The organism is Pantanalinema sp. (genome assembly GCA_036704125.1).
Classification (GTDB): Bacteria; Cyanobacteriota; Sericytochromatia; order S15B-MN24; family UBA4093; genus JAGIBK01.
In genome coordinates this window covers 1-22768 of the sequence record DATNQI010000070.1, presented here as the reverse complement: position 1 = coordinate 22768, position 22768 = coordinate 1, and the positions used below count along the sequence as shown (strand labels likewise).

21 protein-coding genes and 1 riboswitch are annotated in these 22768 nt (G+C 69.5%); of the genes, 9 read left to right on the top strand and 12 right to left on the bottom strand.

Annotation, left to right across the window (positions count from 1 at the left end; genetic code table 11):
* Positions 1–14 precede the first annotated feature (14 nt).
* The 3 genes from V6D00_11460 to V6D00_11450 all read left to right on the top strand — a co-directional run bounded on the left by V6D00_11460 (position 15) and on the right by V6D00_11450 (position 4981).
* Positions 15–2819, top strand: coding sequence for an AMP-binding protein (locus V6D00_11460; GenBank protein ID HEY9899790.1), 2805 nt, complete (start codon positions 15–17; stop codon positions 2817–2819).
* The gene (locus V6D00_11455; GenBank protein HEY9899789.1) at positions 2816–3925 is read left to right on the top strand and encodes a hypothetical protein; all 1110 of its coding nucleotides are present in this window, start codon (positions 2816–2818) and stop codon (positions 3923–3925) included. The genes V6D00_11460 and V6D00_11455 overlap by 4 nt, the downstream gene beginning before the upstream one ends.
* A 93-nt stretch (positions 3926–4018) precedes the next feature.
* Positions 4019–4981, top strand: coding sequence for an endonuclease/exonuclease/phosphatase family protein (locus V6D00_11450; protein ID HEY9899788.1), 963 nt, complete (start codon positions 4019–4021; stop codon positions 4979–4981).
* Positions 4982–4986: 5 nt separating this feature from the next.
* On the opposite strand, the gene cydB is transcribed toward V6D00_11450, so the two are convergent.
* The 3 genes from cydB to V6D00_11435 all read right to left on the bottom strand — a co-directional run bounded on the left by cydB (position 4987) and on the right by V6D00_11435 (position 7836).
* Complete coding sequence (gene cydB, locus V6D00_11445) at positions 4987–6027, bottom strand: cytochrome d ubiquinol oxidase subunit II (GenBank protein ID HEY9899787.1); 1041 nt, start codon at positions 6025–6027, stop codon at positions 4987–4989.
* An 11-nt stretch (positions 6028–6038) separates the two neighbouring features.
* Positions 6039–7397, bottom strand: coding sequence for a cytochrome ubiquinol oxidase subunit I (locus V6D00_11440; protein HEY9899786.1), 1359 nt, complete (start codon positions 7395–7397; stop codon positions 6039–6041).
* Positions 7398–7482: 85 nt separating this feature from the next.
* Positions 7483–7836, bottom strand: coding sequence for a DUF1622 domain-containing protein (locus tag V6D00_11435; protein HEY9899785.1), 354 nt, complete (start codon positions 7834–7836; stop codon positions 7483–7485).
* Between the two features lie 137 nt (positions 7837–7973).
* Between V6D00_11435 and V6D00_11430 the strand changes: the two genes are divergently transcribed.
* From V6D00_11430 to V6D00_11420, 3 genes are all read left to right on the top strand, one after another.
* On the top strand, positions 7974–8381 hold the full coding sequence (locus V6D00_11430) for a hypothetical protein (protein ID HEY9899784.1): 408 nt from the start codon (positions 7974–7976) through the stop codon (positions 8379–8381).
* Between the two features lie 131 nt (positions 8382–8512).
* Positions 8513–9451, top strand: coding sequence for a transporter (locus tag V6D00_11425; protein ID HEY9899783.1), 939 nt, complete (start codon positions 8513–8515; stop codon positions 9449–9451).
* Between the two features lie 12 nt (positions 9452–9463).
* On the top strand, positions 9464–10612 hold the full coding sequence (locus V6D00_11420; protein HEY9899782.1) for a hypothetical protein: 1149 nt from the start codon (positions 9464–9466) through the stop codon (positions 10610–10612).
* A gap of 54 nt (positions 10613–10666) precedes the next feature.
* Here V6D00_11420 and V6D00_11415 read toward each other — a convergent pair whose 3' ends face one another.
* From V6D00_11415 to V6D00_11380, 8 genes are all read right to left on the bottom strand, one after another.
* Positions 10667–11218, bottom strand: coding sequence for a hypothetical protein (locus tag V6D00_11415; protein ID HEY9899781.1), 552 nt, complete (start codon positions 11216–11218; stop codon positions 10667–10669).
* Between the two features lie 81 nt (positions 11219–11299).
* On the bottom strand, positions 11300–11743 hold the full coding sequence (locus tag V6D00_11410; protein HEY9899780.1) for a CBS domain-containing protein: 444 nt from the start codon (positions 11741–11743) through the stop codon (positions 11300–11302).
* A gap of 16 nt (positions 11744–11759) precedes the next feature.
* Positions 11760–12302, bottom strand: coding sequence for a hypothetical protein (locus V6D00_11405; protein HEY9899779.1), 543 nt, complete (start codon positions 12300–12302; stop codon positions 11760–11762).
* Positions 12303–12382: 80 nt separating this feature from the next.
* On the bottom strand, positions 12383–13378 hold the full coding sequence (locus V6D00_11400) for a D-alanine--D-alanine ligase (protein HEY9899778.1): 996 nt from the start codon (positions 13376–13378) through the stop codon (positions 12383–12385).
* Between the two features lie 3 nt (positions 13379–13381).
* Positions 13382–14806 carry a phosphoglucomutase/phosphomannomutase family protein gene (locus V6D00_11395; protein HEY9899777.1) on the bottom strand — a complete coding sequence of 475 codons (1425 nt, stop codon included), beginning with the start codon at positions 14804–14806 and terminating at the stop codon, positions 13382–13384.
* A 169-nt stretch (positions 14807–14975) separates the two neighbouring features.
* Positions 14976–16046: an NDP-sugar synthase gene (locus tag V6D00_11390; GenBank protein HEY9899776.1), complete on the bottom strand. Its 1071-nt coding sequence runs from the start codon at positions 16044–16046 to the stop codon at positions 14976–14978.
* A complete protein-coding gene (locus V6D00_11385; protein HEY9899775.1) occupies positions 16046–17107 on the bottom strand; it encodes a bifunctional phosphoglucose/phosphomannose isomerase in 1062 nt (353 codons plus the stop codon). The genes V6D00_11390 and V6D00_11385 overlap by 1 nt, the downstream gene beginning before the upstream one ends.
* A 76-nt stretch (positions 17108–17183) precedes the next feature.
* Positions 17184–18164, bottom strand: coding sequence for a dipeptidase (locus V6D00_11380; GenBank protein HEY9899774.1), 981 nt, complete (start codon positions 18162–18164; stop codon positions 17184–17186).
* Between the two features lie 161 nt (positions 18165–18325).
* Between V6D00_11380 and V6D00_11375 the strand changes: the two genes are divergently transcribed.
* The 3 genes from V6D00_11375 (at position 18326) to V6D00_11365 (ending at position 22134) form a co-directional block, all read left to right on the top strand.
* Entirely contained in the window at positions 18326–19198 is an 873-nt protein-coding gene (locus V6D00_11375) for a hypothetical protein (protein ID HEY9899773.1), read from the top strand.
* Between the two features lie 185 nt (positions 19199–19383).
* Positions 19384–19488, top strand: a riboswitch (SAM riboswitch).
* A gap of 97 nt (positions 19489–19585) precedes the next feature.
* Positions 19586–20803 carry a methionine adenosyltransferase gene (gene metK, locus V6D00_11370; GenBank protein HEY9899772.1) on the top strand — a complete coding sequence of 406 codons (1218 nt, stop codon included), beginning with the start codon at positions 19586–19588 and terminating at the stop codon, positions 20801–20803.
* A gap of 83 nt (positions 20804–20886) precedes the next feature.
* The gene (locus tag V6D00_11365) at positions 20887–22134 is read left to right on the top strand and encodes a hypothetical protein (protein HEY9899771.1); all 1248 of its coding nucleotides are present in this window, start codon (positions 20887–20889) and stop codon (positions 22132–22134) included.
* On the opposite strand, the gene V6D00_11360 is transcribed toward V6D00_11365, so the two are convergent.
* The gene (locus V6D00_11360) at positions 22131–22586 is read right to left on the bottom strand and encodes a hypothetical protein (protein HEY9899770.1); all 456 of its coding nucleotides are present in this window, start codon (positions 22584–22586) and stop codon (positions 22131–22133) included. The two genes, V6D00_11365 and V6D00_11360, sit on opposite strands and share 4 nt — an antisense overlap.
* Positions 22587–22768 lie beyond the last annotated feature (182 nt).

The following is a 22768-nucleotide window of genomic DNA, read 5'->3' as shown; positions in this document are numbered from 1 at the left end:
ATCCGGGAGGGGCCATGGCAGCGCGCGGACACCTCGCCACCACCCCCGCCGCCGTCGCCGACGAGCTGCTCGCGACGGTGCGGCAGCTCGCGACCGAGCTGCATCCTCGCCGAGGCGCGCAGGGCCTGACCCTGGACAGCGCCCTCGACCGGGACTTCGGCCTGGACAGCCTGGACCGCACGGAGCTGCTCCTGAGAATCGAGCGAGAGTTCGACGCACGCCTGCCCGACGGCGTCCTCTACGCGGCCGAGACGCCGCGCGACCTCCTGGGCCCCCTGCTGGCGGCTTCTCGCCAGGCGCCCCAGGAGGCGCAAGCGCCCGTGCTTCTAACAGGGGCAGCCGTGGGGCCCCCCGAGCGCGCCAGGACCCTGCTCGAGGTGCTGGAGTGGCACGTCGAGGCCCACCCCGAGCGGCGACACGTGGTCTTCTGCGAGGACGGCGAGGAGCCGCTCACCTACGCGGGGCTGCTGGTCGGGGCCTCGAAGGTGGCGCTGGGGCTCAAGGAGCGAGGCCTGGCTCCGGGGCAGTCGGTCGCCCTCATGCTGCCGACCGGCCAGGCGTACTTCCACTGCTTCATGGGCATCCTGCTCGCGGGCGGGGTGCCCGTGCCGGTTTACCCGCCCTTCCGGCCCTCGCAGCTCGAGGACCACCTCAGGCGCCAGGCGGGGATCCTCTCGAACGCGCTCGCCGCCTTCATGATCACGACCCCCGAGGTCATGCCGCTCGCGCGGCTGTTGCGGGGCCTGGTGCCCGGCCTGCGAGAGGTGGCGACGCCGCAGCAGCTCTCGGGGGTGGGCGGCATCGCCCTGCCCCTCTTCTCGCGCTCGGATGAGCTGGCGCTCTTGCAGTACACCTCGGGCAGCACCGGCCAGCCCAAGGGGGTCATGCTGACGCATGCCAACCTGCTGGCGAACATCCGGGCCCTGGGGCAGGCGGCGGCGGTCCGATCCGAGGACGTGTTCGTCAGCTGGCTGCCGCTGTACCACGACATGGGCCTGATCGGGGCCTGGCTCGGAAGCCTGTACTTCGCCATGCCGCTCGTGCTCATGTCCCCCCTGGCGTTTTTGGCGCGCCCGGAGCGCTGGCTGCGCGCCATCCACCGCTACCGAGGGACCCTCTCGGCCGCCCCGAACTTCGCTTACGAGCTCTGCGTCCGCAAGCTCGCTGATGAGGATCTCGCGGGCCTCGAGCTCGGCGCGTGGCGCCTGGCCGTCAACGGCGCGGAGCCCGTCAGCCCGGCCACCGTCACGCGCTTCTGCGATCGCTTCGCCCCCTACGGCTTTCGGCGCGAGGCCATGACGCCCGTTTACGGGCTCGCCGAGTCGTCGGTCGGCCTCACCTTTCCATCGCCCGGGCGCGGAGCCGTCATCGACCGGGTCCAGCGCGAGGCGCTGCTGCGAGACGGGCTTGCGACCCCCGCCAAGGAGGACGACCCGAGCGCCCTGCGCTTCGTGGCCTGCGGGAGGCCGCTGCCCGGCCACCGGATCCGCATCGTGGACGCCAGGGGGCGAGAGCTGGGCGAGCGCGAGGTGGGGCGCCTGGAGTTCAAGGGCCCCTCGGCGACCGCGGGCTACTTCCGCAACCCCGAGCAGACCGCGAGGCTCTTCCGGGGCGAGTGGCTGGAGTCGGGGGATCTGGCCTACACGGCGCTCGGCGAGGTGTACCTGACGAGCCGGGTCAAGGACCTGATCATCCGGGGCGGGCGCAACATCCCGCCCTACGAGCTCGAAGAGGCGATCGGGGAGATCGAGGGGATCCGCAGGGGCGGCGTGGCGGTCTTCGGCAGCGCCGATCCGGAGTCGGGGACCGAGCGCCTGGTGGTCATGGCCGAGACGAGAGAGCCTCGCGTCGCGCCCGACGAGGCGCTCAAGGCCCGGATCGTCGACGTGACCCTGGATCTGCTCGCCATGCCGCCTGACGACGTGGCCCTGGTGCCGCCGCGCACGGTGCTGAAGACCTCGAGCGGCAAGATCCGCCGTGCGGCCTGCCGCGATCGCTACGAGCAGGGCGATCTCGGAGCCGCCGCCCCGGCGCCCTGGCGCCAGTGGCTGCGGCTGGAGGCGGCCGGGCTCGTGCCGCGCCTCCGCCGCGCCTCGAGCGATTTCGCCTCTGGCCTCTACTCCCTCTACGCCTGGGGGGTCTTCGGCCTGGTCGCGGTGCCGGCCTGGATCATGATCGCCCTTGCGCCCGGCAGCAGCCGGCGTTGCCTGCGCGTGGCCTCGCGCCTGCTGCTGCGCCTGACGGGGATCCCGCTGGTGGTGCGGGGCCTCGAGCACCTGGAGGGGTGCGGTCCCTGCGTGCTGGTCGCGAACCACGCGAGCTACCTCGACGGCCTGGCGCTCGAAGCGTGCCTGCCGGTCGCGCCGCGCTACGTGGCGCACGCGCGCTTCCGGGCGCGCTTCTTCGCGCGCCTCTTCCTGCAGCGCATCGGCGCGATCTTCGTGGCGGCCAAGGGGCAGGCGCGCGGCCTCGAGGAGACCGAGGAGGCGGCCCGCACCCTGCGCCTTGGCGAGCCGGTCTGCTTCTTCCCCGAGGGCACCTTCATCCGAACCCCGGGCCTCCAGCCCTTCCGGATGGGGGCGTTCACGGCCGCGGCCGAGACGGGCTGCGCGGTGGTGCCGATCGCCCTTAGGGGGACGCGGCACATCCTGCGGGCCCACTCGCGCTTTTTGCGGCGCGGGGGGATCCTCGTGACGATCGGTCCGCCGATCCGCCCGAAGGGCCAGGGCTGGGCGGCTGCTCTCGCCCTGCGGGACGCCGCTTACGCCGAGATCCTGCGCGACTGCGGCGAGAGCGCGATCCCGGAGCCCGGAGCGTGAGGCGCTGGCTCGCCCTCGTCGGGACGATCGCCCTCATCCAGGGCTGCCTGCCGAGCCGCGAGGCGCTCTGGGTCCTGCGCGACGTCGCCGCCGGGGATCAGCCGAGCGTCCTCAAGGAGCGGACCCCTGCCCCCGCCCGTGCGGCCGTGCGCTACACCATCGAGGGGCGCGCCCACGCGGCGGACCTCTACCAGCCCGGCGAGGCGCCGTGCGCCGGGATCGTGCTGGTGCCTGGGGCCACGCGGGACGGCAAGGACGACGCGCGCCTGGTGGCTTTCGCCAACACCCTCGCCAGGGCGCGCTTCGCGGTCCTGGTGCCCGAGATCGCGAGCCTGCGCGCGCTGAGGCTCCGCGCCCGCGACGCCCGCGAGGTCGCCGACGCGTTCGCTTACCTGGGCTCTCGGCCGGACCTGGCGCCCGGGGGGCGGGCCGGGATCGGCGCCTTCAGCTACGCGGTCGGCCCGGCGCTGCTCGCGGCCCTCGAGCCCGCGATCCGGGACAGGGTGCGCTTCGTGCTGGGGGTCGGGGGCTATCACGACGTGGCGCGCGTCGTCACCTACTGCACGACGGGGTTCTTCCGGGACGAGAGGGGCGCGTGGCGCTACCTGCGCCCAAACGCCTACGGCAAGTGGGTCTTCGTGCTCAGCAACGCGGATCTGCTCGAAGATCCGGGCGATCGCAGGGCCCTGAGCGCCATGGCCGAGCGCAGGCTGAGCGATCCGGCCGCACCCATCGAGCAGCTGGCGCAGGGCCTCAGACCGGAGGGCCGCTCGCTCTACGACCTGCTGGCCAACGCCGATCCCGAGCGCGTGCCCGGGCTGATCGCGAAGCTCCCCAGGCCGATCCGCGACGACATGGCGGCCCTCGACCTCGCGAACAAGGACCTTCGCGCCCTCAGGGCCAGGGTCAACCTCATTCACGGCACCAACGACAGCGTCATCCCTTACACCGAGAGCCTGGCCCTGGCCCGGGCCTTGCCTCACGGCCTGGCGCGCCTCACGGTGGTCGGAGATCTGGGCCACGTGGAGCTCACGGGCCTCGGGATCCGGGACGCGTGGCGCCTCTGGCGCGCGATCGACGCCCTGCTCGCCGAGCGAGAGAAGTAGGTCTTTTCTTCACCAATTCTTAAGGAAAGTTTTGCCTGGATTTTGAGATAATCCTTGAAAGCACCCGCCTTCCTTCCAAAAGGAGCTCGACGCATGCACCGCCATCGCTTCCTCTGGGCCGCGCTTCTCGCGATGACCCTCTCCGGCTGCGGGCTCAATCCGCTCGGCTTCATGGGGGGCGAGGGCGGCGGAAAGGCGACCGCCGAGAGCGCCGACCTTGCGCCTGCGGGCAAGTTCACCCTCGCCACCTACAACGTCGAGAACCTCTTCGACGGCTCCAACACCGTCCTCGACCCCAAGACCAGCCCGGCCAAGAGCCACGAGGACAAGCAGGCCCTCGCCAGCGCCATGCGTGAGCTGAACGCGGACGTGGTGGGCCTGGTCGAGGTGGAGTCCAAGGCGACCCTGCGCAACTTCCGCGACGCCTACCTGGCCGACATGGGCTACAAGCACATGGCCCTGGTCGAGGGCAACGACGGTCGCGGCATCGACGTGGCGGTGCTCAGCCGCTTCCCCATCACCCACATCAAGTCCCACAAGAACGCCGAGTTCGGCGTGCCGGGCGCCCCGACGCCGCAGCAGCTGAGCCGCGACCTCCTGCAGGTGCAGATCAAGCCGGGCAAGGGCTATTCGTTCACGGTCTTCATGACCCACCTCAAGGCCCACGCGGGCGGGGCGCAGGCCGACGCCAAGCGCAAGGCCGAGGCCATGGAGATCCGCCGCATCCTGCGCGACTTCGAGGGCCAGAACCCGCGCGCCAACTACGCCCTGATGGGCGACTTCAACGACCAGCCCACCACCGAGACCCTGAAGGTCTTCCTCGAGGGCCGCGATCGCGATCCCAGCCTCTACGACGCCCTCTCGGAGCTGGGCGTCTCGGCCTTCACCTACCACCCGGCCAAGTACCGCGGCCGGATCGACTACATCCTGCTCTCGCAGGGCATCAAGCAGGAGTACGTCCCGAACTCGGCCACGATCCTGGACACCCCCGACGCCCAGCAGGCCTCGGACCACCTGCCCGCCAAGGTCACCATCGACGCCACGCGCGATCGCTAGAAGGATCAGTAGGGCCCGTCCTCCGAGGAGACCTTGCCCCGGAACAGCCGGTAGATGAACACGAAGTAGATCGCCGCCAGCACCATCCCGATGCTCCACCACACGAGCCCCACGGCCATGCCGTAGGGGGAGGTGGCGGCGTTGTGGATGGTGAGGTCGTGCGCGGGGTCGACGGCGGGCAGCACCCGGGGGTAGAGGGCGAAGGCGCTGCTCGCCATCATCCCTGCCATGTAGGCCCCCGACGACACGAGGGCCCCCTGCTCGCGGCGACGCCTCAGGCAGACGCCCATGCCGATCAGGCCGAGGATGGCGGCCAGCGGGAAGATCGCGCCCCACGGGGCGCGCGCGAAGTTGCCCCACATCTCCGGGCGCAGCCAGAAGGTCGACAGGGTCACCGGTACCGTCAGGGCGAGGGTCGCCCCCCAGCCGCCCAGCGCGAGGCGCCGGGCGCGCGCGTTGAGCGCCCCTTCGGTCTTGAGGGCGAGGTAGTTGGCGCCGTGGGTCACCAGGATCGCAAGGGCCAAGAGCCCCACCAGCACGGTGTACCAGTCCAGGATCCCCGGGGTGGGGCTCGCGGGGTCGAAGGTGGTCCAGAGCGGCTCGAAGAAGTAGCCGCTCGCATCGAGGGGCACCCCGCGGATCACGTTGCCCGCCGCCGCCCCCAGGAAGACCGCGAGCAGCGCGCTCGAGACGAAGAAGGCCGCGTCCCAGAAGGTCGCCCACATGGGGTGCTTGAGGTGCGATCGCAGCTCGATCGCAATCCCGCGGATCATCAGGAGCCACAGCACGATCATCAGGGGCAGGTAGAAGCCGCTGAAGCTGGACGCGTAGAGGACGGGGAAGCTGAAGAAAAGGGTGCCTCCCGCCGCGATGAGCCAGACCTCGTTGCCGTCCCAGACCGGCCCGATGGCCTTGAGGACCATGCGACGCTCGGCGTCGGTCTTGGCGACGAAGACGTGGATGGCCCCCGCCCCCAAATCGAAGCCGTCCAGGAGCACGTACATGACGAGCATGAAGAGGACCAGGACGAACCAGAGCGTGGCCATGGTCTCCCCTTTCAGGCGCTCACGCCGAGCGCCGACTCGGGACCCGCGGGGCCGATCTCGGGGCCGTGGGCGATCTCGCGCAGCACCAGGAGCACGAAGAGCATGCCCATCACGGCGTACATGCCGGCGAAGCCCAGCAGGGTGAACCAGATGCTGCCGCTCGACACGGTGGGCGAGGCCCCGTCCACGGTCCTCAGCAGCCCGTAGACGAGCCAGGGCTGCCGCCCGAGCTCGGCGGTCATCCACCCGGCCGAGTTCGCGATGTACGGGAAGGGCGCCATCAGCATGAGCCCCCACAGCAGCCAGCGGGCCTGGTACAGCCTCCGCCGCCACAAGAGCAGCCCCGAAAGCCCCATCACGGCGATCATGATCGTGCCCAGGCCCACCATGATGTGGTAGCTGTAGTACAGCATGGGCACCGAGCTCGGCCACTGGTCGCGGGGGAACGCGTCCAGGCCCTTGATCTCGGCGCTCCACGCGCGGTAGGTCAGGAAGCTCAGGGCGTTGGGAACCACCAGGGGGTTGTCGAGCCTCTGGGCCTTCATGTCCGGCTGACCGAGGATCGCGATGCCGGCCCCGCGCTCGGTCTGGAACAGGCCCTCCATGGCGGCGAGCTTGATGGGTTGCTTCGCGCTCACCTGCACGCCGGACCAGTCGCCGCTCGGGTAGAGCTGGAACACCGAGGCCACCAGGCCCGCGATCACCCCGACCTTCACGAAGATGCGCCCGTAGGCCTCGTGCTTGTGCGAAAGCAGGTAGAAGGCCCCCACCGCGCTCATGACGCAGGCGCCGGTCAATAGGGCCCCGCCCATGGCGTGCATGTACTGGGCGGGAATCCACGGGTTCAGGAGCACGGCCCAGTAGTCCGCCAGCGCGACGCCGCCGCCGGGCGTCGATCGGTACCCGACCGGGTGCTGCATCCAGGCATTGGTGGCGATGATGAAGTAGCCCGAGGCCCACGTCCCCAGCCAGACCATCAGGGCCGAGAACCAGTGGAGGCGCTGCCCGAAGCGGCGCTCCCCGAAGAGGAAGAGGCCCAGGAAGGCCGACTCGAGGAAGAAGGCGAAGGCCCCCTCCATGGCGAGGGTCTGGGCGATGATCCCGCCCGCGAAGACGGAGAACTTGGCCCAGTTGGTGCCGAACTGGAACTCCATCGGGATGCCGGTGACGACCCCCATGACGAAGTTGACGGCGAAGATCTTGCCCCAGAAGCGGGCGCTTCGGTTCCAGCGCTCGTCGCGCTTGCGCAGGTAGATGCTCTTGAGGATCAGGATGAGCAGGGCAAGGCCCATGGTGAGCTGGGGGAAGAGGTAGTGGTACAGGATGGTGAAGCCGAATTGCCAGCGGGCCACGAGGGTCGGGTCGTCCATCGGCGCTCCTCCTCCCCCCACCATAGGAGGGGCGCCGGCCGTGACGCATGGCGGTTCTCTGGACCTTTCTTGGCGCTTTTGACCTTCATCCGTCGGGGCTGCGCTCGCGCGCTTCCTCCTGGGCGATCTCCTTTTCCAGGAAGTAGTTGAGGGCGGTCCGGAGCACCGCGATCGCGGCGAGCTGCCCGATGTCGTTCCAGGAGGGCGCCGCGGCCGTCCGGAGGATGTCGGCCCCGAGCAGGAACTCGAGTCCCAGCGCGAGCCAGCGCCCCAGGTCCAGGCGAACTTGCTCGGGGCTGACGGGCGCGCGGCTCGGCAGCAGCATGCGGATGAGCCCCCGCACGATCGCCTTGACGGCCGCCATGCCGATGATGACGGCGGCGAACAGCTCGATGCCGCCGGCGAGGCGATCGGTCCAGAGCAGGACAGGGTCCTCCATCTCGGGCCTCCTGCGCGGAGCGCGCCCCAGTGAAGCAGAGCGAGGCCCCAGGTCAAATGGGCAAGCGGTTTTTCCGGGAGGCTGGAGGGGGCGTTGCTCTCCTCGACGCACGGTCGTAAGTCACGTATCATGGCGGCATGCTTACTCGGCTCGCCCGGCTCGCGATGGCGCTCGTCGTACTGCTCCTCATGGGGGCGGCGCGCTTGCCGATCCCGTGCGTGGGCGACGGCCAGGGCAATCCCTGCGCCGTCACGTCGTGCGTCTGCGATGCGAGCTGCTCGTGCAAGTTCGCCTGCGAGGCGGCCGCCAAGCACAAGGACCCCCATGCGGCCTGCCACTTGGCCGCGGGGATGCCGGCCGACCACGATGCCGGGCCGGCCCACTCCACCTTGCCCAGGGTGCAGGCCCCGACGCTCCTGGCCGGCCCATTCGTCTTCCGAACGATCTCTCCCCGGTCGGATCGATGGGCTCCTCCGGTGGGCGCGACCTACCACCCGCCTTTTCTCGCGATCGCCGAGCCTCCTCCCAGGTCGAACCTCGCCTGAGCGTGCAGGCGCTCTCGGCTGCGCGCGGCGGTTTCGGCTTGCCCTTGCCTCTATCTCGGGCGGCCGAAACCCGCGCGGGGGACTGATCCGCCTGCGGACCCCTTTTTTAACTCGATAGGAGAAGATCGGTCATGAGACGACTTGTCTCGGGCCTGGCCCTCGCGTGCGCGGTGAGCGTCGCGTGGGCGGGGCCGGCATCGGCGTGCGGCACATGCGGCTGTTCGGTCAACCTGAGCGAGGTGGGAGCCCTGGGTTCCGGGACCAACCTCTACCAGCGAACCAGCCGCTTCCTGCTTCAGCAGGACGTCGCCTACCGTTCCGTCAACGGTTCGTTCAACGACGGGGGCGCCCTGCGGGGGATCCCGGTGGATTCCTCCGTCCAGGCGCTCCAGGCGACCTTCGGTCTGGCGTACTACGCGACCCCGGAGCTGCTGTTCGGCATACAGGCTCCGGTCGTCGGCAACGCATACAGCGGCGCGGCGCCCAGCTCCTTCGGCACGGTGGAGCTCCGCGAGGCGACCAGCCAGGCCGCCGGGCTCGGCGACCTGGCGCTGCAGGTGGCCTACCGCGCCATCGCAGGCGACGGTCCCATTCCGGCCCTCGGGCTCTGGCTCGGGGTGCTGGCCCCGAGCGGGCGCGCGACCGGCGTGGATGCCGAGGTGACCGGCGCCGGCGTCTGGAACGGACAGGCGGGTTTCACCGCCACGGGGGCGAGCGGCGACCTGAGCTACGAGGCGAGCCTCGGCTACCAGCGGCCCTTCGGCACCCCCAGCGGAGTTGCGACCAATTTCTTCATCGGAGATGCCGTGGTCGCCCAAGGAACGCTAGGTTACCAGCTCGATCCGGTCTGGAAGGCCGGAGTCACCCTGAGCGGGTACCGGGGGCTGGCGCCGCTCTCGGGGGGCAGCTCGATCACCATGAGCAACCTCAAGGTGATCCCGGCCCTCACGTACGCCTTCTCGCCCGACCACGCCCTTCGCCTGGGGGTGGGCTTCACCCCCGGCTACGTCGCCTACAACGCACTGAGCGATCTCTCCTGCTACGTCACGTTCTTCCAGTACATCGATTAGGAGAAGCCAACAGTGAAAACTTTCAATATCGTCGCTTTCACCCTCGGCGCCGCCGCCCTCGCGGCCGCCTGTCAGCCCCAGGTCTCGAACTCGGTCACCGGGCCCGGCGACACCACCAACCAGGTGGTCAAGAGCGTGGCCGCCGACCTGCACGTGGCCACGGTGAAGTCTCCCCACGGCGTCGCCTTCGCCCAGGGCCGTGCCTACGTCTGCAACGTCGGCTCCAACGTGCTCACCGTCATCGACGGATCGACCGGCGCCACCGAGTCGGCGATCGTCGTCCAGCAGAGCCCCGGCTACGTCGCGGCGAGCCACGACGGCAACAAGCTGTTCGTGACCAACGGCGGGGCCGGGAGCATCAGCATCGTGGACCTCGCCCACGACAACGCCGTCACCCACGTGCCGGTGGGGGCGAGCCCGGACAAGGTCCACTCCACCCACGACGACAAGGTCCTCTACGTCACCTGCGGCAAGGAGAACAAGTCCGTCGTCAAGGTGGATCTGACGGCCGACCCCATCGCGACCAAGTCCATTCCGGTCGGCAAGGCCGGCGAACACCGCTCGCTGCTCGTCCTGCACGACATGGCCATCGCGCCCGACTCGGACGAGAAGTCGGTGGCCTTGATCGACGGTGCCACCGACGCCGTCACCTCGGTCGAGGTCGGGACCAAGCCCGGGGCGATCGCGGTCGGCACCGCCGGCGACCGCCGCATCCTGGTCGTCGGCAACGGCGGTGCGGGCACGGCCTCGCTCATCGATCTCGCGACCAAGGCCGTCATCAAGACGCTCGAAGTGGGCACCTCCCCCTCCGATGCGGTGGCGGTGGGCGCGCGCGTCTACCTGACGAACGCGGGCTCGAACACCGTCTCGGTGATCGACGTCCAGGAGCAGAAGGTGATCGCGACGCTTTCGGTCGGCAAGAAGCCCGTCCACGCCTTCGTCGCCCCGGCGGGCGGCAGCGGCCCCGCCAAGCAGGTCTGGATCGGGAATGACGGCTCCTCGTTCGCTTCGGTGATCGACGCGGACGCCAACACCGTCTACGCCAGCGTCGAGACCCAGGTGGGCCACCACAAGATGGCCTTCAGCGCCGATGGCAAGAAGGCCTTCATCACCAACATCACCTCGAACTCGACCTCGGTGATCGATCGGACCAAGCTCTAGCGCGAACGTCGGTCGATGCGCAGGCCCCTGAGCTGCTTGCAGCTCGGGGGCCGATTACTTCATGTCCTCGGGGGCGTCGATCCAGGTCCTCAGGGCCTTGAGCCAGGACTTGAAGCCGTACTTGCGCGCCTCGGCGAAAGCGGCACGGGCGTCCCAGCCCTGGACCTCCTGCCGGTACTTGGCGACCACCGCGCCGGTGCGGTCGGCGCCCCACTTGCAGTGGACGTAGACGTTCCTGGCCTGCATGGCCTGCTTGATCGTCGCCCACTGCTCGGGCTTGGGGGCCACGTCGGTCATGTAGCTCTTGATGACCGTGACGCCGAGCTCCTGGCCCCAGGCGAACTCGTTGTCGCCCTCGGGCCCCAGCGAGTCCTTGGCGAGGCACACCACGGTCTTGACCCCGTAGGTGTCGCGCAGCATCCTGAGCTGCTCCTTCGACTCGATCTTGCCGCCGCGGTAGAAGCCTTCTTCGACCGTGCGGAAGTTGCGCGGCGGCGCGATCGCCGGGGCCGTAGCGACGCTCGCCGCGGCGAGCGCCGCGCTCGGGGCGCTGACGAACGTGAGGCCGAGCATGGCGGCCGCGATGAACCAGCGGATGGGGCGCATGGGGGGTCCTCCTCGATCGGGGGGCGCCGAACCATTCTACCCGGAATCGCTGAAAGCGGCCACCCGAGGCCATCCTGGCGATCAGGCCATGGAGGCGACCAGGTCGGCTCTGCTCACGATGCCCACGAGCCGCCCCGAGGCGTCCACGACGGGCAGGCGGTTGATGCGGCGCTCGACCATGAGGCTCGCGGCCTCGGAGACGTCGGCGTCGGGCGAGATGGTGACGGCCGGGGCGGTCATGACGTCGCCCACGTGGGACCCCACGGTCTTGATGATCTCCTCGCGCAGGTGCTCGGGCGTCTCGAGGGGGATGACCATGTCGAAGAGGGCGAGGAAGGCGGGCGGCTTGAGGGGGCGATCGCGGTAGACCAGGTCGCTCTCGGTCACCACGCCCACGACCTTGTCGCCCTCGACCACGGGAAAGCCGCTGACCTGGCGATCCTTGAAGGTGGCGAGCAGGTCCTTGATCGAGGTCTGGGGGGTCACGGCGTGAGCCGGGGAAGTCATGATGGTGCGAATCTGCATGGTGTCTCCTGAGGGACTAGAGGGTGAGGCGGCTCGCCGTGCGCGCGAGGTCCAGGAAGAGGTCGATCACGACCACCGCGAAGAGCACCCGCAGCCCGGGGGAGCCGAACATGCCGAAGAAGCCTTCGAGGCCGTCGACCAGGGCACGCCCGACGGTCTGCTTCCCGCGATGGCCGCTGAACTGGACGCCGACGGTGCCGACGAGGGTGCCGACGAGCATCCAGAAGGCCCCCCCGAACACGAACAGCCCGATCATCCCGCCGATGAGGCCACCCCACACCGTGTTCTGGCCGACCCAGCCCATCCTGAAGCGCATGCGCTCGCTGATGGTCTCGAGGGAGAGCCCCAGGGCGACCAGCACGACCAGGATCGCGTACCTGGCGCCCCAGGGCCCGGAGACGTGCCAGGCCTGGAGCGACGCGAGCCAGAGGGCGTAGGCGACGGCCGTCACCCCGACCAGGGCGAAGCCCAGCAGCTGACGGCGGATGGCGAGCACCAGGCCGACGAGCGTCAGGACGAGGGCGGCGGGATACAGGTACGTGAGTGGCAACGATGACACGACAATCCTCCGACGAACGCGGTCATGCTAGGCCGTTATTCTAAGCTGTTTGAGTCCGCCCGGCAATGCGCCGGATGGCCCTACGGCTTCAGCGAGGCGGACGGGTGGAAGGACTGCCGCTCGAAGGCCATGGCGATGAAGCGGTCGAAAAGCTCGGGCAGCATGATGCCCGCCGCGCGCGCGGCCTTGGGCAGGAGGCTGTTCTCGGTGAGGCCGGGGATGGTGTTGGTCTCGAGGACGTAGATCTCGCCCTCGGAGGTGATGCGCATGTCGGTGCGCGACATCCCCCAGCAGCCGAGGGCCAGGTGGGCGCGCAGGGCCAGGTCCTGCACCTTTTCGGTCAGCTCCTGCGAGAGGCGCGCCGGGACGATCTCGTCCGAGGCGCCCGCGGCGTACTTGGCCTCGAAGTCGAACCACCCGGACGACTTGGGCACGATCTCGACCACGGGCAGGGCCTCGATCGCCGAGCCGCCGATGACCCCGCATGTGACCTCGAGGCCGGGCACGAAGCGCTCGACGAGCAGCTCGGGCGAGAGCTTCGCGGCCTCTTCCCAGGCGCTGACGAAGTCCTCGGGGGCGCGCACGATGTGGACGCCGAAGCTGGAGCCCTGGTTGTCGGCCTTGAGGACCATGGGGTAGCCGAAGGCCGCGCCCAGGCGATCGCGCTCGGCGGCGGGGTCGGGAGAGGGGGCCTGGCGCAGGTCGTAGGCGGCGGCGTCGGCCGTGGGGATGCCTGCCTGCTGGTAGATCTGCTTGGTGCGGGCCTTGTTCATGGCAAGGGCGCTGGCCATGACGCCCGAGCCCGTGTAGGGGATGCCGTAGAGCTCGAGCAGCCCCTGGAGGGTGCCGTCCTCGCCGCCCGCGCCGTGGATGGCGATGAAGACCACGTCAGCGTCGTCCTTGAGCTGGTGCCAGGTGCGGTCGCCACCCGGCAAGAAGGCGTTGAGGTCGTGGACCGAGACCTCGTAGGCCTCGGGGTCGAGGTTGCGCCGGACCATCTCGCAGGACCAGCTCGATACCTCGCGCTCGGTGGAGAAGCCGCCCCAGAGGACGGTGACCCGGGTCTTCTTGCTCATTGCCTAGGCTCCTTGCGCCAGCGAACGCCCCGCCTCGAGCAGCTCGCGCACGAGCGGCATGCTCGGGGCCTCGGCGTAGATCCTCAGGAGGGGCTCGGTGCCTGAGGCCCGGAACAGCAGCCAGCCTCCGTGGTCGAGCGTGAACTTGACCCCGTCCAGGGTCTCGACGGCCGTCACCGCCTGGCCGGCGAAGGAGCCGGGCGGGTTGGCCTTGAGCTCGGAGAGCACCCGGTCCTTGGCCGCGTTGTCCGTGAGGTGCAGGTCGATGCGGTCGTACTGGTGCGAGCCGTACTGGGCCTCGAGGCGCGAGACCAGCTCGCCGAGCGTCGCCTTGTGCTTGGCCATGATCTCGAGCAGCACCAGGCCGCACAGGATGCCGTCGCGCTCGGGGATGTGATGCTTGATGCCGATCCCGCCCGACTCCTCGCCGCCGATCAGGATGTCCTCGGACACCATCAGGTCGCAGATGTACTTGAAGCCGATGGGCGTCTCGAACAGGGGAAGGCCGTGGGCCCGGGCGAGCTTCTCGATCAGCCGGGAGGTTGAGAAGGTGCGGATGACGCCGCCCTTCCAGCCCTTCTCCTCGACCAGGTGCTGGAGCATCAGCGCCAGGATGCGGTGGGAGTTGACGAAGGTGCCGTCGGCGTCCACCGCCCCGATGCGATCCGCGTCCCCGTCGAAGGCCAGCCCCACGGTCAGGGGGTTGGCGTTGGCCGCCTCGCGGGTGCGGACGGCGAGCTCGACCAGGTTGGGGGCGATGGGCTCGGGGTTGGTGCCGTGGAAGGAGGGGTTGGCCTCGGCGTGCAGCTCGGTGAGGGTCATTCCCGCTCCCTCGAGCATGGTGCGCAGGTAGCCCGAGCCGGCCCCGTACATGGGGTCGGCGATGACCTGGAGGCCTGCCTTGGCGATCGCCTCGAGGTCCACCAGCTTGGCGAGCTGGGCGAAGTAGCCCGTCCGCGGGTCGAAGGTGGCGATCGCCTCGCCCCGGTAGGGGGCCGGGCGTACGCCCTTGCGCAGGACGGCCTCGACTTTGGCCGTCAGCTCGGGCGAGGCCGAGCCGCCGTAGTGGGCCTTGATCTTGAAGCCGTTGTACTCGGGCGGGTTGTGGCTCGCCGTGATCATCACGGCGCCGACGGCCCCGCGCTCCTTGACCGCCCACGAGATGGAGGGGCTGGAGCAGGGGCGGTCGGCCAGGACGACCTCGAAGCCGTTGGCGGCGAGGACCTCGGCCGCGGTGCGGGCGAACTTGTCGGAGAGAAAGCGGGTGTCGAAGCCGACCACGGCGTGGCGATTGTCCGATTCGGCCTTCCAGGTCTCGGCCAGGGCCTGGGCGACCAGGGCCACGTTGTCGAAGGTGAAGTCCTTGGCGATCACCGCGCGCCAGCCGTCGGTTCCGAACTTGAGGGCGCTCGCCTGTTCAGTCAGCACTTGTTCTCTCCTAAGAACGGGGGCTTGGAGCGATCGAGATCCCCCCACCCCCGACATCGCATCTAACAAAACCAGGCATGTGTTGAGTATTGCCGCTGTAAGCGGCTCGCAGGAACAGTTTTGTTAGACGCTCAACCCCGCCCCACCGGGGGGCGGGGGGGGAATATCGCTAGTTCGCGATGCGGGTGCCCTTGCCGACGACCGAGTCGTCGGCAAGGACCATGTTGTGGCCCAGCTGGGCGTGGGCGCCGATGGCGCAGTTGCGGCCGACGATGCAGCGCTGGAGCACCGCCTCCTCGCCGACCGTGCTGTTCGCGCCGATCATGGCCCGCTCGAGGATCGCCCGGTCATCGACCGTGACCCCCGCGCCGATGACGCTGTACTCGTGGATCTTGGCCTTCTTGCGGATCTTTGCGCCGGCCCCCACGTAGATGGGGCCGCGCAGGTCGGCCGTTTCGTCCACGTCGGCGTCCGGGCCCACCCACACGCTGGGCCTGATCTCGATGCCGGGCATCTGGACCTTGACCAGCTTCTGGAGCACGTCGCTGTGGGCCTGCATGTACTTGAGGGGGCTGCCGATGTCGAGCCAGTAGGAGTCGGTCACGTGGCCCGTGATGCGCTCCTCGAGTTGCAGCAGGAGGGGGAAGAGGCCGCGCTCGAAGGAGTAGGCCTCGCCCTTGGGAACGTAGCGGAAGACGTCGGGGTCGAGCACGTAGATCCCGGCGTTGACCGTGTCCACGTTGAGGGCGCGGGCCTCGTCCATGCTGGGCTTCTCGAGGAAGCGGGTGATGCGGGTGTCGTCCATCATCACCAGGCCGTAGGCGGTGGGGTCCTCGACCCGGATCAGGGTCAGGGTGGCGCGGGCCTGGGTCTCCTTGTGGGCACGCAGCACCGCCGAGAGGTCCACGTCGGTCAGGATGTCGCCGTTGAAGACGAGCATGGGCTCGTCGTCGAAGAACTCCTCGGCGTGCTTGACCGCGCCCGCGGTGCCGAGGGCCTTGTCCTCGAGCGAGTAGAAGAGCTTGACGCCCAGCTGGCTGCCGTCGCCGAGCACGTTCCTGATCGAGTCCGACAGGTAGTGGAGATTGATGATGATCTCCTTGATGCCGTGCTCGCGCAAGAGCTCGATCTGGTACTGCAGGAAGGGCTTGTCGAACAGCGGCACCATGGGCTTGGGCGTGTTGTAGGTCAGGGGGCGAAGCCGCGTGCCCGATCCGCCCGCGATGATGACGGCGCGCACTAGCGGACCTCCTGGGTGAGGGCCATGCGATCCTTGAGGCCGAAGATGGCTTCGACCGGGGTGGGATCGACCCCGGCCATCAGGGCCAGGTAGACGCTGACCCAGTCGCCCAGGTATGCCAGGGAGAGCTGGCGGCTCAGCGGGTCCTCGCCCGCGCCGGCGAGCTCGATGACCTCGTCGAGCATCGGGGCCATGATGTCGCGGGCGAAGCCGAGCTGGCGCTGGAGGAAGGGGTGGTCCGAGGGGTCGCGCAGCACGACCATGACGTGGTCCTCGTGCCGGGAATGGGCCAGGTTCACGATCTCGTTGTGGGTCAGCTCGGGGAAGACCCCCATCAGGGCCGTCATCTTGGAGTTCTCGTTGATCTGGGCCTTCCAGCGCATGGCGACGGCCTCGGTGCTGGGATGGACGCCGAAGATGACGGGGCGCTTGCCCGCGAGCTTGCTCGCCACGCGCTTGGCCGGATTGCTCTCGATGGGCACCTCGAGGCCGTAGGTCTCGCGCTCCAAGCGAAGCTGCCGGACGGCGGCCTCGGGCGAGATCCAGGCGCAGCCGGGCAGCTGGCTGATGAGGCCCAGCAGCGAGAAGTACAGCTCGCCGAGCGCCGCGCGGGGCATCCAGCCGCTCTCGACCCGGACGGTCGCAAGGCCGTGCTCCTCGGCGAGGGCGCCGAACTTGCCGCCCGAGGTGACGAGCACGCAGGGGATCTTGCGGGCGATGGCATCCTCAAGGCAGCCGAGCGTCTCGGCGGTGTTGCCCGAGTACGAGAGCAGGATCACCAGGTCCTCGGGGCTCACCGAGGCGCCCAGGCCGTTGTGACGCGAGACGACGACCGGCACCTCCGAGTGCGCGAAGACCAGGTTGCGGGCCAGATCGCCGCTGATGGCCGACCCGCCCATGCCGCAGACCACCACCTGGCGGGGGCGCGAAAGCGGGAGGGCCACCGCGCGGGCGCGCCGGAAGGCCGGCTCGGCGACCTCGGGCAGCCGGTGCAGGTAGCCGAGCATGTCCGAGGGATCGAAAGTGGTCAGGCGAGCGGGATCGTCGAGCAAGGAAAGCAAGGAAAACCCTCCGTCGTGTGGGGTCGGGCCGGCGCGCGAACGCTTGCGCGCTCACGATCATAGCATGGCTCGGGATCTACTTCCAAACCGCCGCGAAGACGCGCAGCCAGTTGCGCCCGAGGATCTTCTCGATGCGCTCCTCGGAGTAGCCGCGCGCGAGCATGCCCTCGGTCAGGTTGGGCAAAAGCCCCACGTGCGAGAGGCGGGTCGGAGGGGCGGTGATGCCGTCGAAGTCGGAGCCGAGCGCCACGTGGTCGTCGCCGACCAGGCGTACGATGTGGTCGATGTGCGCGAGCACGTGGTCGAGATCGGCCTTCTCGCGCGTCAGGAAGCCGGGCACGAAGGTGACGCCCACCAGGCCGCCGCGCTCGGCGAGGGCCTTGATCTGGTCGTCGCGCAGGTTGCGGGGGTGGGCATGGAGGGCGTGGGCGTTGGCGTGGGTGGCGACCACCGGCCCCTCCGAGCATTCGAGGGCGTCCCAGAAGCCGGGCTCGGCGATGTGGGCCAGATCGAGGACGATGCCCAGCTCCTGCATGCGCTCGACCAGCTCGCGCCCGAGCTCGGTGAGGCCCGACGGGCGCGGCCCCACCTTCTGGCCGTCGGCGAAGGCGTTGCGATGGTTCCACGTCAGCCCGATCATGCGCAGGCCGAGCCGGTGGAAGACCTCCAGCATGGAGAGGTCGTCCACCAGGGGATCCGCGCCCTCGAAGGAGAAGATGAAGCCCGGCCGGTCAGCGGCGAGGTCCGAGACCGCGGTGATCTGGCGCAGCTCGGGACGATCGCGCTGCGCGTCGAGGAAGGCCGCGATCATCTTGAGGGCGCGGTGCAGGGCGCGCTCCGCGTGGTACTCGGGCGGGGTCCACAGCGAGAACACCTGGGCGTTGACCCCCGAGGCCACGAGGCGCGGCAGGTCGATCTGGAAGTCCGGCGACGCCTCGGTGAAGGAGTGGCCCTCGGTCAGGACGCGGTCCAGGGTGTCGGCGTGGCCGTCGACGATCAGGCAGCGACGGTGGAGTGCGAGGGCGTGTTCTCTCAGGGCGGTGGCGGTCTGCGGCACGGGGTCCTCCGGGTTTCAATGCGGCACGGGCGCAGGGATTGTACCACGCGATCGACCTGGGGGGCCGGACGGCATGCGGCCCAGCCAGCGTTGTAAGGCGTCCCGGGCGAGTGCTACCTTACGTTGCAAATCTTCACGATCGATGCCAAGGAGGGACGGCAATGCGAACCAACAGCATGATCGCGCTGGCGGGTGGGATGGCCCTGTGCCTGGCGAGCGCTGCCAACGCGCAGGGGGCTGCGCCCGGCACTTCCATGAAGACCTCGGTCTCGATGGTCCAGGTGCCGGTGGTGAGCGCCCAGGAGGCAGGCCCGACCCGGTACTACGCGGTGCCGCGGGCCAGCGTCCTGAGCGCCAACACCAACCTCCTCAGCGCGAACCTCTTCCTCGGCGGGGTGGGCATCGGGCCCGGGCCGGTCGGGATCGGCATCAACTCGGTGAGCGGCAACGCCTTCAACCTGCGGGCCGAGATGGGGATGGGCAACAACTTCGAGCTGGGCACCGGGATCGGCGTGCTCGCCACCGCCCCGTGGCGCGGCCGGCTGGATCTCAGCGGCAAGTGGGGCCTGCTCTCCGAGGGTCAGGCGATCGCCGGCGTCGCGGGCCTGGCGGGCGGCATCCTCGAGGTGGACGCCAACGGCACCCCCAACCTGGGTCTCCAGGTGGGGCTGCCGATCTCGAAGCTCTTCGCCTTCAACGGCGTGAACACCCTGGGCCTCACGCTCGTGCCGAGCTGGAACCTCGGGGTCCTCAACATGCCGGCGACCATGGTCGGTGCGGCGAGCGGCCCGGTCAACTTCTTCGGCATGGGTATCGGGGCGGACCTCGGCCTGATGCCAAACCTGCACTTGCTGGCCGACACCAGCCTGGGCTTCCCGGTGGCGGGCCTCAACACCCGCTCGGCATTCGGCTTGCGCTACGCCTTCAACAGGGACACGACGGCGGACCTGTTCGTCGGCTTCAACTCCGGGCCGAGCCTGGGCCTGGGCGGCGCGGTGGGGTCGCTCGGCCTCGGCTCCAGCTGGCGCTTCTGATCACGCGCTTGCCGGCGGCCCGAGGCAACGTCCTCGGGCCGCTTTGGACTTGTCGCCGCGCTCAGGCGAGCATTGACGGCGCCTGGTTGGCGTGACTTGTCGCCGCGCTCAGGCGAGCATTGACGGCGCCTGGTTGGCGTGATAAGAAGATTCAAGAAAGACAACGGCCGAGAGGCCTGCATACTTGCTTATCAAGAGAAGGCGGAGGGACTGGCCCGATGATGCCCGGCAACCGGCGATGATGCGTGCGGTGCCAAATCCTGCGAGAGGTGACTCTCGGAAGATGAGCGAACGGCGGCGAAAGCTCCGGACGATGCCCTTGCCTCTTGATAACTGGCAAGCGGCTATTTTTTTGCGCGGTTCGCGCCCTTACGAAAAGGAGCACCCATGACTCAGCGCCGGCGCCTGTTCACCTCCGAGTCGGTGACCGAAGGCCATCCCGATAAAATCTGCGACCAGATCTCCGACACCGTGCTCGACGCGATCCTGTCGCAGGATCCCCTCGGCCGCGTGGCCTGCGAGACGACGGTCACCACGGGCCTGGTTCTGGTCTCAGGCGAGATCACCACCACCGCCAACCTGGACATCCCGGCCCTGGTTCGCAAGACCGTCGCCGACATCGGCTACACCCGCGCCAAGTACGGCTTCGACGCCGAGACCTGCGGCGTGCTGGTGGCGCTCGGCAAGCAGTCCCCCGACATCGCCCAGGCCGTCGATCGCGCCTGGGAGGTCCGCGGCGGCCTGTCGGACGCCGAGGTGGACGCCAAGATCGACGCCATCGGCGCGGGCGACCAGGGCCTCATGTTCGGCTTCGCCTGCAACGAGACCCCCGAGCTGATGCCCCTGCCGATCAGCCTGGCGCACCGGCTGGCGCGGCGCCTGACGGAAGTCCGCAAAGAGGGCATCCTGCCTTACCTGCGCCCCGACGGCAAGACCCAGGTGACCGTCGAGTACGAGGGCCACACCCCCGTGCGGGTGGACACCATCCTGATCTCGACCCAGCACGCCCCCGAGGTCTCCCAGGAGCAGATCGAGCGCGACCTGATCGCGCACGTCATCAAGCCGATGGTCGAGGAGGGGCTTCTAAAGGACACCCGCTTCCTCATCAACCCCTCGGGCCGCTTCGTGGTGGGTGGGCCCATGGGCGACGCGGGCCTCACCGGCCGCAAGATCATCGTCGACACCTACGGCGGCTACGCCCGCCACGGCGGCGGCGCCTTCTCGGGCAAGGATCCCACGAAGGTGGACCGCTCGGCCGCTTACGCCGCGCGCTACGTGGCCAAGAACATCGTGGCGGCGGGCCTCGCGGACCGCTGCGAGGTCCAGGTGTCCTACGCCATCGGCGTGGCGCGCCCCACCTCCGTCATGGTCGATTGCCAGGGCACCAACCGCATTCCCGAGGACCGGATCGAGGCGCTGGTGCAGAAGCACTTTGACCTGCGCCCGGCGGGCATCATCCGCGCCCTCGACCTGCGCCGGCCCATCTACCGGCAGACGGCGGCCTACGGCCACTTCGGCCGGGTCGATCTGGACCTGCCCTGGGAGAAGACCGACAAGGCCGCCATCCTGGCCGAGGCCCTCGACCAGGGGCGCGTGCTCGCCTAGCTTCCCTTCCTTCAAGCAAGAAAGCCACCGGCGAGCCGGTGGCTTTCTTGCTTGGGGCCCCGGGCGTCCCTATAATGAACCCCATGCGATTACCTCGTCCCGGGTTCCGGCCCCTTCTCGTCCTTCTCGCCTCGGCGATCGCCCTGCTCGCCAGCCTCGCGCTCGGGCCGGGGGCGCTCGCCGCCGAGGCGGTCCTGCGCCTCGAGTACTCGCCGCTCGCCCCGGCGCGCGACGTGCGCGCCGTCCAGGGCCTCGCCGCGGGCCGCTGGCTCGGCGAGGTCTACACCGCCTTTCCCGCCGACCTCAAGCCCAAGATCGGCCTCATCTCGGTCGAGAACATCCCGAACGGGGTGGCCTTCCACCTCGACGTGCAGGCCAGCGGCGGAACGCGGGACAGGGCGGTCGCGATCGCCATGCAGCGCCTCAAGGAGCTCGCGGACGCCAGCCCGGTCCATTACGCCTACCGCCTGTCGGGCGAGGGCATCTCCCTGTCGACCACGCCCCCGTCGGCCGAGCCCGCGACCCCGGGGGCGTCGCCCGGGGTGCCGCTGCGCCTCGGGGTCTCGCGCCGCGCGCTCGGGATGGGGGCCGCAGCGGTCGCTTTGTTGACCGCTGCGGCCCTCGCCGTCTACTTCGCCCTGCGCCGGCGCAGCTTCCTGTCGCTGCCGGCCTTCTTCGGCCTGCCCGTGATCGGCATCCTGCCCGCGGGCCTCGGGATGGGGGGGCGCTTCCTGGAGCTGCAGGCCCCGGCCTGCCAGGCGCTCGGCGTCTTCTTTCGCCGCTTCGCCGCCCTGCACAAGCCGCCGTTTCGCGAGGCGGGGGTCTTCGCCCTCGGCGATCTGGACGCGAGCGCCGGGGTGAGCGCCGCTCTGGGGATCGCGCTGACCCACGATCGCGGGCGGGTGCTGGTGGTCGATCTGGCGGGCGAGGCGAGCAACCTGCCTGCCATGCTCGAGGAGACGGACGACGCCGGCGAGTTCGCGTCGGACGGGGCCCTGCGGGCCACCTCGATCGCCGATCTCGACCTCTTGACCGGGCTGGTGGCGGTGGGCGGGATGCGCCCGCCGCTTCCGGCCGACCTGTTGAAGCGCTACCGCTGGGTGATCTACCACACGGCCGTGGCGCAGCCGCTCAAGGGGCTGCGCCACGTGATGGTGCTCTCGGGGGAGGTGGGGGCCAAGGAGGCGGTGCTCGGCCGGCGCCTGGCCTGGCGTCGCGCGGCGACCCTCATGGGCGTGGCCCTGGTCGGCGTGCCTCTCTCGGCGCGCGTCCGCGACGGCTACATGGCCCGCTTCTACTTTGAGAAGCTCAAGCTCCAGGAAGGCAGCTAGTCGTCCTCGTCGGAGTCGTCCTCCAGGTAGACCTCGGCGAAGGTGTCCCCGAAGATCCGATCGAGCGCCTCGCGGGGCGAGGCGCTGGCCTCGACGATCACGCCTTCCTCATGCTCCTGCAGGGGGTCGCTGGTCGGGATGAGGCGCAGCGTCCGTTGCTCGGCGACCAGGTCCACGTGGGCACCCCCGGCCTCGTCCGAGCCCAGGCTCAGGTACTCGAAGGCGTTGACGTTGAGGTAGAGGCGCTTGTTGAGGATGACGGTCGCGTTCTGGTCGTTGGCGACCACGTTCATGATGATCCCCTCGCCCTGGTGGACGATCGCGCCGTCGACCAGGTCCTGGTAGCGGACCGGGCCCAGATCGCGAAGGACGCGGACCATGTCCCGACGGTTCACGAGCAAGCCTTCGTCCACGACGCACTTGAGCTGGTTCTTGTGATCCCGGGTGTCCATGGAGGCCCTCCCTTCTGATCGTTGGCGCTGTGAACCGCCTGGCAAGTTGGATCGATCGGGGCGCCGCGACTGGTGTTGCCGCTCTGGGGTACACGGATTATAGCTCCCGGCGCGGATCGCGGCGCAACGATTCGTAAAGAGGGCAAACGATGGTAGAATGGCGTGTTCGGCGGATTTGTAAG

Bases quoted from the DNA above. Each gene is read 5' to 3' on its own strand.
- V6D00_11460 (HEY9899790.1), top strand. From the start codon at position 15: ATGGCAGCGCGCGGACACCTCGCCACCACCCCCGCCGCCGTCGCCGAC.
- V6D00_11450 (HEY9899788.1), top strand. From the start codon at position 4,019: ATGCACCGCCATCGCTTCCTCTGGGCCGCGCTTCTCGCGATGACCCTC.
- cydB (HEY9899787.1), bottom strand. From the start codon at position 6,027: ATGGCCACGCTCTGGTTCGTCCTGGTCCTCTTCATGCTCGTCATGTAC.
- V6D00_11440 (HEY9899786.1), bottom strand. From the start codon at position 7,397: ATGGACGACCCGACCCTCGTGGCCCGCTGGCAATTCGGCTTCACCATC.
- V6D00_11435 (HEY9899785.1), bottom strand. From the start codon at position 7,836: ATGGAGGACCCTGTCCTGCTCTGGACCGATCGCCTCGCCGGCGGCATC.
- V6D00_11430 (HEY9899784.1), top strand. From the start codon at position 7,974: ATGCTTACTCGGCTCGCCCGGCTCGCGATGGCGCTCGTCGTACTGCTC.
- V6D00_11425 (HEY9899783.1), top strand. From the start codon at position 8,513: ATGAGACGACTTGTCTCGGGCCTGGCCCTCGCGTGCGCGGTGAGCGTC.
- V6D00_11415 (HEY9899781.1), bottom strand. From the start codon at position 11,218: ATGCGCCCCATCCGCTGGTTCATCGCGGCCGCCATGCTCGGCCTCACG.
- V6D00_11410 (HEY9899780.1), bottom strand. From the start codon at position 11,743: ATGCAGATTCGCACCATCATGACTTCCCCGGCTCACGCCGTGACCCCC.
- V6D00_11400 (HEY9899778.1), bottom strand. From the start codon at position 13,378: ATGAGCAAGAAGACCCGGGTCACCGTCCTCTGGGGCGGCTTCTCCACC.
- V6D00_11375 (HEY9899773.1), top strand. From the start codon at position 18,326: ATGCGAACCAACAGCATGATCGCGCTGGCGGGTGGGATGGCCCTGTGC.
- metK (HEY9899772.1), top strand. From the start codon at position 19,586: ATGACTCAGCGCCGGCGCCTGTTCACCTCCGAGTCGGTGACCGAAGGC.
- V6D00_11365 (HEY9899771.1), top strand. From the start codon at position 20,887: ATGCGATTACCTCGTCCCGGGTTCCGGCCCCTTCTCGTCCTTCTCGCC.
- V6D00_11360 (HEY9899770.1), bottom strand. From the start codon at position 22,586: ATGGACACCCGGGATCACAAGAACCAGCTCAAGTGCGTCGTGGACGAA.